This is a genomic window from Aeromonas sp. 600276 (genome assembly GCF_049175815.1).
Taxonomy (GTDB): Bacteria; Pseudomonadota; Gammaproteobacteria; order Enterobacterales; family Aeromonadaceae; genus Aeromonas; species Aeromonas dhakensis.
Genome location: NZ_JAAKVU010000003.1, coordinates 32,908 through 44,496 on the forward strand (window position 1 = coordinate 32,908; position 11,589 = coordinate 44,496).

Genomic DNA, 11,589 nt, shown 5'->3' on the forward strand with positions numbered 1-11,589 from the left:
GACAGACCGAGGGCCGCCTGATGACGCTCACCATCAATCATCTGCAATTTGGCTATCAGCACAAGCCCGTCTTCAAGGACATCTCCTTCACCATTCCCCAGGGCAAGCTGGTCGGGATCGTCGGCCCCAACGGCGGCGGCAAGTCCACCCTGCTCAAACTCCTGGCAGGCCAGGAGCAGCAGCAAGCCGGCGAGATCCTGCTCAAGGGCAAGCCGCTGGCCAGCTACGGCAAGAAGGCGCTGGCCCGCGAGCTCGCCTACCTGCCCCAGCGCCCGCTGGTGCCCGCCGGCATCCAGGTCGAGCAGCTGGTGCAGTACGGCCGCCATCCCCATCAGGGCTGGTTCAATCAGTGGAGTGAGGAAGATGCCCGCATGGTGCGCTGGGCCTGCGAGCGGATGCAGCTGGGCGACATTTTGCAGCAGAGCGCCAGCTCTCTCTCCGGCGGCCAGGCCCAGCGGGTGTGGCTCGCCATGGTGCTGGCCCAGGATGCGGACATCATCCTGCTGGATGAACCCACCAGCGCGCTCGACATCGGCCACCAGACCGAGGTGATGGAGGCCATCCACCAGATCACCGCCGAGGGCAAGACGGTGCTCATCGTCATCCACGATCTCGCCACCGCCGCCCGCTACTGCGACGAGCTGATCGCGCTGGGAGATGGCGGTATCCAGGCCATGGGGCCGGCCCGCGAGGTGGTAACCAAGTCCCTCATCGACCGCCTCTACCAGACCGACGTGGACATACTGCACGCCCCCGGCGACGGCGCCCCCATCATAGTGCCGCGCCGCAGACAGCACGCCTTTGCCATGCGCCAACCGGCCTGAGCCCCATCAAAAAACCGCCGAGAGGCGGTTTTTTGATGTTTGCAGCTCGGCTGCACAGTCACTCACAGCAGCAGACTGGTGAGCACCCCGCCCGGCCGTGTTTGGCAGTGCCCTGTTTGCCAATACATTGCCTGCCAGTAGAGCGTACAGCGCCAACCGGCAGGGAGCTCTGGGGTCAGTCCGCCCACCAGTTCGAGGGTGAGGGTCTGCTCCGTCATGGTCAGCCAGCGGGCATCGAGAAAGTCAAAATAGCGCCCCACCCTGGGGTAGAGCGCCTTGAACAGACTCTCCTTGGCCGAAAAAATCAAGGTGAGCGCCTCAGCCCTGCTCAGGCCGATGGCAGGGGCAGTTGCCGCCAGCCGCCCCCACTCCTCCCCGCTGGCAATGCCGGGCCAGAGCTCGCTGGCCTGCCCCTCTGCCAGCCAGCCTTCCAGATCCAACCCCATCCCCGCCCGACCCGGGCGCACCGCGCACAGGGCCATGCCGCGCCCCTGCAACAGGCTGTGGCTGATGCTGCCCTCAAACCCCGCAGGCCAGCAGGGTTCGCGGGCGTTGCCGATGGCCACGGGGTGATCCGCGAGGTTGAAGGGGCGCAGGGCTTCGCGGGCCGCAAGACGCCCCGCCAGAAACTCCCCCAGCCGCTTGGGGACCGCGCGCTGCAAGCTGGCGGGCAGCACCATGCCGGCCGCGTCGTAGCAGGCCGGGGTGAAGGCGGCTGGGTCAAAGCAGACCCGTTGCAGCGCCAGATGCGCCGCGCCGGGCAGCGGCAGGCTGTCGGCCTGCACGATAAAGCGGTCCAGTGAACAGGCTGGCGCAGTGGCAATCAACATCACGAAGAGCCCTTGGTTGGTTAGCCAGCATGGTAACAAACCGTCCCCTCTCCACGCCACAAACACAAATGACAATTCTTATCATTTGAATTTGTGGTAGCATGAGTTCGCCCGTTTGGGACCCAGTGTTCCACTGATTTCACCAAGAAGGATGTAACGATGAAGATCTCCTCTCCCCTGGCTGCCGTGCTGATGCTGGCCAGCCTGGTCGGCTTCCAGGCACAGGCCGGCAGCGAGACCCGTCAGGTGACCGATGCCGACGGCAAGACCCAGATCGTACCGGCCCAGCCCAAGCGGGTGGTGGTACTGAGCGAAATCGATCTGGACAGCGCCCTGACCCTGGGGCTGCAACCGGTCGGCACCGTCAATGGCCGCGGCCAGTCCACCCTGCCCCGCTACCTGCTGCAACAGGCGGGCAAGGAGATCGCCGTGGTCGGCGATCTGGACAACCCCAACCTGGAGAAGCTGATCGATCTGGAACCCGACCTAATCCTCACCGGCCAGACCAAGCCCGAGCTGCTGGCTCTGCTCAAGGAGATCGCCCCCACCGTCGTCACCGGCAACTGGGGTGACTCCTGGAAGGAGATCTTCAATCGCAGCGCCCACGTGCTGAACCGGGACGCCGAAGCCAAGACCTTCCTCGCCCAGTATGACGCCCGCCTGCAGGAAGCCCGCAGCAAGCTTGCCAAGCATCAGGGCGAGCGCCTGAGCATAGTGCGCTGGAACCCCAAGGGCCCCAGCTACATGCACAGCGGCACCTTCGCCAGCAGCGTGGTGGAAGAGATGGGGCTGACCCGACCGACCCACCAGATCGGTGACAAGACCCCCCACTCCCCGGCTCTGAGTCTGGAATCCCTCAACCTGCTGGACGGCGACTGGCTGGTGATCGGCACCCTGAGCGCCAGCGGCGATGCGGTGGATGCCATGAAGCAGGCCGAACAGACCCCGGCCTTCCAGCAGCTTGGCGCCATCAAGAGCAAGCGCTTCGGCGCCGTGGATGGGTCGCTCTGGACCTCCACCGGCGGCCCCCAGGCGGCCCTCAAGGTGATCGACGACGTCGAGCAGCTGCTGGCCAAACCCGATGCGGCCCCCATCACCCAGTAAGCCCGCGTGATTAGCGCCCACAAAGAAGCCCGCATATGCGGGCTTCTTTTTTATCCATGGCTTTTAACGTCTATTCAGACAACCATTTATTCCGGCAAGGGCAGCGCCTTTCTGTCCAGTTTGCCGCTGCCGGTCTTGGGCAGGGCATCCAGCAGGATGAGCCGCGCCGGCACCATGTAGTGCGGCAGCGTCGCCTGCAACCCCTTGCGCAGGGCGAGGCGATTGAGGGTCACCCCGTTTTTCGCCTCCACGTAGCCCACCAGCATGGCCTCGTCCCCCTCGCCCACCAGACGCACCGCCGCCTCCTGCACCCCGGCCTGGCGGCGCAGCCCCGCCTCCACCTCGCCGAGCTCGATGCGAAAGCCGCGCAGCTTGACCTGATCGTCGCGCCGCCCCAGATAGAGGAAACGGTCCGCCCCCAGCCGGCGCACCCGATCGCCGGTACGATAGAGGCGATGGGTGGCCAGGCGCAGGAAGGCGGCGCGGGTCAAGGCCGGCTTGCGCCAGTACCCCTCGCACAGGGCCGGGCTCTCGATGCAGAGCTCGCCGCACTCCCCTTCTGCCACCGGTTGCCCCGCCTCGTCCAGCACCCAGTGCCGATAGCCCGGCAGGCTGTGGCTGATGGTGATCTGGCCATCAGTCGGTGGCCAGCGCACCTCGCTCACCAGGGACCAGACGGTGGCCTCGGTCGGCCCATAGCAGTTCCACAGCCGCCGGGTGCGGGCACAGAGCTGCTCGGCCAACCCTGAGTCCAGCGCCTCGCCGCCGCACAGGGCGGTGAGGGTATTGCGCCCCTGCCAGCCCGCTTTGAGCAGCATGCGCCAGCAGGCCGGGGTGGCCTGCAGCCAGTTGATGGAGGGGTCGGCCTCAAGCAGGGCCAGCATCCCCAGGGGATCCTTGTTGTGCTCACCGCCGGCCACCGTGAGCCGGCCACCACCCCAGAGCGGCCCCAGCATCTCCAGCAGGGAGATGTCGAAGGCCGGGGTGGTGATGAAAAGCCAGTGGCAGCTCGGTGAGAGCCCGAGCCGCTCGCGGATCCCGTCGAGGAAGCAGAGCAGGGCCCGCCGGCTGATGACCACCCCCTTGGGCTCGCCGGTGGAGCCCGAGGTGAACATCATGTAGGCGGCCAAGGCGTCATCCACCTGGGGCCAGGAGACGGGCCGTGCCGCTGCCGGCCCGTCTAGGGTGCGCAGCGGACAACCGAAGGCGGGGGCCGGCCTGTCGCCGTCGCAGATCACCGCCGACAAACGCGCCTGGCGGGCGATCCCCTGCAGCCGCTCCACCGGAAAGTCCGGCTCAAGGGGCACGAAGGTGAGGCCGAGCCGCAGGCAGGCCAGCAGGCTGGCCACCAGATCGGGGCCGCGGGAGAGATAGAGACCGACCCGCTCACCCACCGCCAGCCCCTGCAATCGGGCGGCAATCTGGCCGACCCTGGCATTGAGCGCGCCGTAGCTGAACCACTGCTCATCTGAGCCGCCCTCACTGATCCCCTCCCCGCCCATGCGAATGGCGGGGGCCAGCGGGGTAGCAGCGAGGCAAGCCGCCAGCCGTGCCCCCAGGTTGGCCGCCCCCTTGGGGGCGCCTCTCGGGGATGACACGGCCGGAGCCTTATGCTTGATGGTCACCGTCATAGCGCGGCCTCCGTTTGGCGTACCAGCCAGTGCCGATAGAGCCGGCTGGGGGATGGGTGGGCCTTGAGGGTCTGCAGGGTAAGTGGCGCCCGATCCTGTGCAAACGCCTCGTTGAGGGCCGCCAGCAGGGCGAGCTGCTGCACCGAATCCACCCCGAGTTCACACAGGGTCTGCTGCCAGATGCCGGGCACGCCGCATTGGCGCTCCCACAGGGCCACCAGCACGCGGGCCTCGGCCGGTGGCTGAGCCAGGCCGGACTCAGCCCTGGTGGCGGCCACCTGTGTGGCTGCCGATAGTGTGGCTGTCGCTTGTGCTGGGTACAGCGCGGCCACAGCCACGCTGGCCGGCTGGTTCAGATCCGCCTGCGCCAGCCAGCCAAGCTCGGCCAGCCAGTCAGCCAGCACCGCTTCGGCCCGGGCCTCGGGGATCTGCTCGCCGTCGAATTCGAGGCGCAGCTGGAGCGTCTCGCCCCGGCTGCTGACCACCAAGGAGAGCGGCAGCTCCACCTTCTCCACCACGGCGCCAAAGCGCGGCACCAGCTGGTGGGGTTCGGGGGCGGCAGGCACCGCCGGCATGGGGTAGTTCTCGAACACGAACAGGCTCTGGAACAGGCGCGCCCGGCCTTTGGTCAGTGCCGCCAGCGACTGGGTGCCGTGCTCATTGAGCGCCATCAGGTCGGTCTGCAACCGGGCGATATGCTCGGCCAGGGTCAGCTCGGTGCGCCACGCCAGCGCCAACGGCAGGCTGTTGATGTAGAGCCCGACGCTTGCGGTGATCCCCTCGATGGGGTAATCCCGGCCTGGGGTCACGTTGCCCACCAGGGTAACGGCATCGCCAGAGCGGCATGCCAGCAGACGGTGCCAGGCATATTGGGCCAACAGGCCCGCGGTCACGCCAAGATCACGGGCACGGCGTGCGAGCAAGGTCGCCACCTCGGTCGGCAGCGCCGTGGCACACACCGCCGGTCGCTGCTGGGTATGGCGCCCGCTTGAGCCTGCATCCAGCGTCACCCCGAACAGGCAGGCGAGATCGTTAGGCGTTGCCAAGAGCTCCCCCCGCCCCTGCCAGTAGGCGTCGGCGCTGCGGGTTTGGCTCGCGATATGGCGGCCAAATTCGAGCCAGGCGGTATCCGGCTCGCCCTGCGGCAACAGGCCGTTCATCAGCGCCTGATAGCCGCGATGCAAGGAACCCAGCAACACGGGACCGCTCCAGCCATCCAGCACGCCGTGATGGGCGCTGAAGATCACCTTGTGGTGATCGGGGGCCAATTTGAAGCAGACAAGGCGCAGCAGGGGGGCCTGCTCGAGCGGGATCGGGCGGGCCAGATCCTGCTGGCGATAGGCCTGGACCCGTGCCTCTGCATTTTCCACTTCAGACAAGTCCTCATAGTGGAATGGCAACTCGGCGTGCTTCAAGATGCGCTGCAGCGCCACCCCATCCGCCAGCACCAGTTCGCTGCGAAGGGCTGGCCAGCGGGCGATCTGCCCCTGCCAGGCCTGACGGTAGACCGCCACGTCCAGCGGCTGGTGATAGTCAATCTCGGTCTGCAGGTGATAGGCGTGATCCCGGGGCAGCAGCGCCCTGTGATGGAACATGCTCTGCTGCAGCGAGGTCATGGGCAGCAATGTCTCCACCTCGCGCCCGCTCAGCACCCGATCGAGCGCAGCTTGCGAGAGGCCAAGCCCCGGGAAGTCGCTCGGGGTATGGCGTGGGGCCTTCAGGTTGCAGCAGTGTTCCACCAGCGCCGTCAGGTTGTCCGCCAGCCGCGCCATCAGGGCGTCGCTCGCCTGCTGGTTGAGGGCGCCCACCTGGCGCAGGGTGAGGCGGCCATCAAACACGCCCCCGTGCAGACTGACCAGCTCTCGCGGCAGGTTGTCAGGGGAACTGGGTGCCCCCGGCGCCAGCGGCAGGGGCTGCCAGGGCTGAGCAGCCTCGCCCTGATGGCTGACCCCCAGGTAATTGAAGACCACCAGGGCTTCGGGCAGTGCCCAGCCACGAGGGTGGTGCAGCCGCAGGGCGTTGAAGCCCACCCCCTTGTCCGGCACGGCGCGCAGCTGCTCCTTGGTGGCGCAGACCAGCTCATCCCACGCCCCGGCATCCGCCAGCGCCAGCGGATAGGTGCTGGTAAACCAGCCCAGGGTACGGCTCACGTCCAGTTCCGCATCGATGGCCTCACGGCCGTGTCCTTCCAGCATCACGCAATGACGGCTGCCGTAACCCTGCTCGCTCAGGGTACGGGTCAGTGCCGCCAGCAGCAGGTCGGGCACCCGGGTGAAGTAGGCCTGGTTGGCGGTGTCGATGAGACGGGCCGTGGTCTCCTGACTCAGTTGCAGCAGGCTGGCGGCGGCACGGCCATCGGCGGCGCGCGCCGCTTCCAGCAAGCCTGGCTTGCTGGCCTCCCCCTGAGCCAGCCAGAAGCCAAGCTGATCCTCTTCCCGTTTGGCGTAGGCCGCGAGCCCCTCACCCCACTGGCGATAGCTGCTGCCCTTGGCGGGCAGCGGCTCACCCCTGCTCACCCGGGCCAGATCCTCGGCCAGAATGCGCCAGGAGACGGCATCGATGACCAGGTGATGGAAGGCAAGGAAGAGCCCCTCCACCGTCTCGCCCTCGCGATCCCCCTCGAGGGAGAGATTGCGCAGGCGAGCCCAGGCCAGGGTATGGCCGCTGGCAGGGTCGAGATCTCCCTGCAACTCGGTCAGGCAGGCCTGCAGCTCGACCTCATCGAGATTGGCGGCATCCAGGGTCGGCAGCGGCGGCAATGGCAGTTCGGCCAGATAGCGCTGGCCGGTCGGGGTCACCGCCAGGCGCAGGGCATCGTGGTGCTGGCGCAGGGCATCCAGCCAGCCGCGCAGGGCCTCATCGTCCACCCCGGCCGGCAGGCGCAGGATCACCCCCTGGTTCCAGTGACCGGACTTGGCAAAGCCCTGCTCGAAGAACCAGTGCTGAATGGGGTGGAGCGGGAACTCGCCGGTCAGGCTGCCCTGCTCGCTTCTGTGGCTGACGGCCTGCTGCTGGCCGAGCTGGCGGCAGAGGCGGCGCACCGTCTTGGCTTCGAACACGTCCTTCACGCTGCAGTGCAACCCGGCATCCCGCAACCGGGTGGTGAGCTGGATGCTGAGGATGGAGTCACCGCCCAACCGGAAGAAATCATCCTCCACCCCGAGCGGCTGCTTGAGCACCCCTTGCCAGATGGCAAGCACGGTCTGCTCCAGTTCGTTTTGCGGCTCGCCCTTGCTCTGCTGCCAGACGATGGCGGGCAGGCGGCGCAAGTCCAGCTTGCCGTTGGGGGTGAGCGGCATCTCTGGCAGCCAGCAGAGGCGCGCCGGCACCATGTATTCGGGCAGACACTCGCCGGCCCGCTGCAGCAGGGCATCGCCGTCGGGCTCGCTCGCACCGGCCTGCAGACAGGCGTACGCCAGCAGGCGCCCCTCCTGCACCACCACCTTGATCTGGCGCATCGCCGGGCACAATTCGGCAAGCCGGGTCTCTATCTCCCCCGGCTCGATGCGATAGCCGCGCAACTTGATCTGCTCGTCCATCCGGCCCAGATACTGGATGTTGCCGTCGCGGCGCAGCAGGGCACGATCGCCGGTGCGATAGAGGCGATGGGTACGTTCCTCATTCGTTGCATCAAAGGCCAGCTCGATAAAGGCCTCCTGGGTGCGCTCCGGCAGATTGAGGTAGCCACGGGCCAACCCCAGCCCCGCCAGGCAGAGCTCGCCGGGCACCCCCACCGGGCAGAGGTTGCCCGCCTCGTCCAGGATCAGCGCCTTCAGGTTGTTGACGGGTCGACCTATGGTGATGGGCGCCCCCGGAGTGAGCCGCGCGCAGAGCGCGGTGACGGTGCACTCGGTCGGGCCGTACATGTTGAACAGCGCCACCCGCTCCCCCCAACGCTCCACCAGGCTGCTCGGGCACGCCTCGCCGCCAAAACCGATGGCCTTGAGGGAACCGAGATCCGTCGGTGGCAGCAGGTTCGCGAGCAGGGCGGTCGGCAAAATCATATGGCTGGCACCCCGAGCGATCGCGGCACCGATCACCCCCTCGCCCGGCTCGCCGAAGTGCAGGGCCGCGCCGCAGTAGAGCGGCAGCAGGGTGGTCATGTTGCCCGCATCAAACGAGAGGGACATGCAGTTGAACATGGCCCCACTCTGATCAAGGGCGATGCGCTCGCCGTGATCCGCCATCAGGTTGACCAGGCTGCCCTGCTCCACCATGACCCCCTTGGGCAGACCGGTGCTGCCGGAGGTGTAGATGATCTGGGCCAGCATGGCGGCGTCCCGAGGCAGTGCGGGCGTGCTGGCTGGCATCTTGTCCAGCGCAAGCCCGTGCAGATCGTGATACGCGGCAGTCGTGCCCGCCAGCGCCTCGCCAAGGCGCGGGTCCGGCTCTCCCCCGAGCACCAGTGCAATACTGGCGTCGCTCAGGATATGGGCCAGTCGCCCGGCGGGATAGGCAGGGTCGAGCGGCACATAGGCCGCCCCCGCCTTCCAGCAGGCGAGCAGGGCGATGACGAAGGCGACATCGCGTCTGGCCTGGATGCCGATGGCGGCGCCCGGGGTGACGCCGCAGGATTGCAGCCAGTGAGCCAGCCGGTTGGCACGCACCTCCAGCTCGCCATAGGTCAACGATTGCGCGCCGTCGCTGACCGCCAGCGCGTCCGGCAACTGAATAGCACGCCGCTCGATATGACAGAGCAGGGTGTCGCGGCTCGGGTAGTCTTGCGGCAGGTCGGCAAGCTGTGCGGCCAGCGCGGCCTGGTCGGTGCCCGCCTCCAGCGGCAGTTGCCAGATGTCGGTCTCGGGGGCCGCCACCACGGCGCGCATCAGGTGCAGCAGGCGATCGGCATAAGCCTGGATGGTCTCTCGCTCGAACAGGGCGGTGGCAAACAGCCAGTCCACCCGGACGGAGTCCATCAGCTCGGTCACCTTGACCGATATGTCGGTCTTGGCCGGCAGCACAGGCGAGGTCTCCTCCACCAGCTGGCAGCCGGGGATGAGATCGTTGAAGTCCACCTTGGCCTGATAGACCAGCATGATCTGGAAGATGGGGTTGATGGCGGTGGTGCGATCGGCGCCGATGGCCTCGGCCAGCGCCTCGAAACGGTAGAGCTGGTGATCGAAGGCCGCCAGATCCTCCTCCCGGCACTGCTGCAGATAATCGACAAAGCTGGGCTTGCCGCTGAGTTGAGTGCGCAGCACCAGGGTGTTGACGAAAAAGCCCACCAGGGACTCGATTTCGTGACGCTCGCGATAGGCGAGCGGGGTGCCGATCACCACCTCCTTCTCGCCGCTCTGGCGCACCATCAGCAATGCAAACAGGGCGTGCAGGCCGATGAAATTGGAGGTGCTGTGGCGCTGGCAGAGGCGCTTGAAGCTCTCCCACAGCGCGTTGTCGATGGTGGAGAAGACCAGCTCGCCACCGCTGTCCTGATGGGCCGGGCGCGGCTTGTCGAGCGGCAGGCCGTGCACCTCGGGGCTGCCACCGAGCCGGTCGACCCAGAACGGCTTGAACTCGGCGTGATAATCGAGAAAACGGTCAGAGTTGAACCAGCGGGCATAGTCGATGTAGGTGAGCGGCAACTCGCTCACCTGCAGGGGCTCACGGTTCTGATGGGCAAGAAAGGCGCGCTTGAGATCCGCGAACATGTTCTTGACCGACCAGCCGTCGGAGATGATGTGGTGCTGGGTGATCAGCAGCACATGCTCGCGGCTGCCCAGCCGAATAAGATGCACTCGGCTCAGATCCCCTTGGGTCAGGGAGAAGGGGCGGCCGATCTCCTCGCGCACCCGGCGGGCCACATAGGCCTCGCGCTCGGCAATGGGCTCTGCGCTCACGTCCTCAATCTGCAGCTTGAAGGGCACGTGGGGCAGGATCTCCTGCGCCCCCCTGCCCGCCTCGTCCTTGATGAAGCGGGTACGCATGCTGGGGTGGCGGGCAAACAGGTGGTCGAAGGCAAACTCCAGCGCCGCCGTGTCCAGCTCTCCCTTGACGCGAAAATAGACCGGCATGTTGTAGAGGTGGGAGGCCTCCTCGTACTGCTCGATAAACCAGAGCCCGCTCTGGGACGACGAGAGCGGCCCCTGCCGGGCGCCCTCGGCGGCGATAGGTTCTTCGAAGGCGGCGCGGGCCGCCAGGCAGCGCACCAGCTCATCCTTGTGGGCCTTGATGGTGGCGCCGATAGCCGGCGTCACCGCCTCCTTGCTCGACTGGGAGATAAGCTGGCCCTTGTCGTTCAGCGCCAGCTTGACCCCCTGCCGTTCCAGCTGTTTCAACAGCAAAATCATATTGTTCATCTGTACCTCAGACAGCCGGCGTGGTGGGATGGGAAGAAAAACCGTCCTGCCCCTTCTCATTCAGGGCGAGCTTGACGCTCTGACCGTCCCGCTGTTTCAACAGCAAAACCATATTGTTCATCTGTTTCTCAAGCCTCAGGCACTCAGGGTGGCGCCGCCGTCGACGACCAGATCCTGCAGCGTGATGTGGCTGGCCAGATCCGAGGCCAGGAAGAGGACGGTATGGGCGATCTCCGCCGGGGTGGCGACCTTGCGCAGGGGGATGCCGAGCTTGAACTGCTCCGGCAACCCGGCAATGGTGCGGACCATGGCCTCCTCGCTTGGCAGCATGCCGCGCAGCATGGGGGTATCCGTCGAGCCCGGCGACACCAGGTTGGCGCGCACGCCGAAGGGGGCCAGCTCCAGCCCCACCGTCTGGGTCAGGCTGGTGACCGCCGCCTTGGAGGCGCAATAGGCTGCCATCTGCATGCGCGGCACATGGGCGGCGTTGGAGCCGATGGTGACGATGGCGCCGCGCCGCTGCTCCTTGAAGTGGGGCACCAGGGCCCGCAGCAGATAGAAGACCCCGCTTGCGTTGACCGTCATGCAGTCGTGCCAGTCGTCATCGCTCAGAGTCTCGGTGGAGCCGAGGCGCAAGACCCCGGCCCCGTTGACCAGCACATCCAGCCCGCCGTCTGCCAGCAGCGCTGCGCAGCAGGCGTTGACCGCCTTCGAGTCGCCGATATCGAGCAGCCGGGTGGCATAGGGGTAGTCGGCTTCGGGAAACGCCAGATCCAGCCCCACCACGGATGCGCCGGCCGCCACGAACTGCGTGGCCACCTCGCGGCCGATGCCGCGCCCGGCTCCGGTCACCCAGACCCGCTTGCCAGTGAAATCAAAGGCCATTGCTTGTTGCTCCTTATCC

Annotated in this window: 6 protein-coding genes; 2 read left to right on the forward strand and 4 right to left on the reverse strand. The window is 66.8% G+C overall.

The features are described 5' to 3' along the window. Positions 1–20: 20 nt before the first annotated feature. Positions 21–824, forward strand: a complete 804-nt coding sequence (locus tag G5134_RS03790) for an amonabactin ABC transporter ATP-binding protein (RefSeq protein ID WP_065018073.1) — start codon at positions 21–23, stop codon at positions 822–824. 62 nt (positions 825–886) lie between these two features. Here the strand turns inward: G5134_RS03790 and amoD are convergent, their stop codons facing one another. Beyond that, positions 887–1,657, reverse strand: a complete 771-nt coding sequence (gene amoD / locus G5134_RS03795; protein WP_082970093.1) for an amonabactin biosynthesis phosphopantetheinyl transferase AmoD — start codon at positions 1,655–1,657, stop codon at positions 887–889. Positions 1,658–1,813: 156 nt separating this feature from the next. On the opposite strand from amoD, the gene G5134_RS03800 reads away from it, so the two are divergent. Then, positions 1,814–2,758 (forward strand): amonabactin ABC transporter substrate-binding protein, encoded by a 945-nt coding sequence (locus tag G5134_RS03800; protein ID WP_005301640.1) that lies wholly within the window; start codon positions 1,814–1,816, stop codon positions 2,756–2,758. Between the two features lie 86 nt (positions 2,759–2,844). Here the strand turns inward: G5134_RS03800 and amoH are convergent, their stop codons facing one another. The 3 genes from amoH to amoA form a co-directional block, all read right to left on the reverse strand. Then, positions 2,845–4,389, reverse strand: a complete 1,545-nt coding sequence (gene amoH, locus G5134_RS03805) for an amonabactin biosynthesis glycine adenylation protein AmoH (RefSeq protein WP_065018071.1) — start codon at positions 4,387–4,389, stop codon at positions 2,845–2,847. Next, entirely contained in the window at positions 4,386–10,685 is a 6,300-nt protein-coding gene (gene amoG, locus G5134_RS03810; protein ID WP_065018070.1) for an amonabactin biosynthesis non-ribosomal peptide synthetase AmoG, read from the reverse strand. The genes amoH and amoG overlap by 4 nt, the downstream gene beginning before the upstream one ends. A 135-nt stretch (positions 10,686–10,820) precedes the next feature. Beyond that, the gene (amoA, locus tag G5134_RS03815; RefSeq protein WP_065018069.1) at positions 10,821–11,570 is read right to left on the reverse strand and encodes an amonabactin biosynthesis protein AmoA; all 750 of its coding nucleotides are present in this window, start codon (positions 11,568–11,570) and stop codon (positions 10,821–10,823) included. Between the last annotated feature and the right edge of the window lie 19 nt (positions 11,571–11,589).

Excerpts from the sequence above, each read along its gene's own strand:
- amoG (WP_065018070.1), bottom strand. The coding sequence starts at position 10,685 with ATGAACAATATGATTTTGCTGTTGAAACAGCTGGAACGGCAGGGGGTC.
- G5134_RS03800 (WP_005301640.1), top strand. The coding sequence starts at position 1,814 with ATGAAGATCTCCTCTCCCCTGGCTGCCGTGCTGATGCTGGCCAGCCTG.
- amoA (WP_065018069.1), bottom strand. The coding sequence starts at position 11,570 with ATGGCCTTTGATTTCACTGGCAAGCGGGTCTGGGTGACCGGAGCCGGG.
- G5134_RS03790 (WP_065018073.1), top strand. The coding sequence starts at position 21 with ATGACGCTCACCATCAATCATCTGCAATTTGGCTATCAGCACAAGCCC.
- amoH (WP_065018071.1), bottom strand. The coding sequence starts at position 4,389 with ATGACGGTGACCATCAAGCATAAGGCTCCGGCCGTGTCATCCCCGAGA.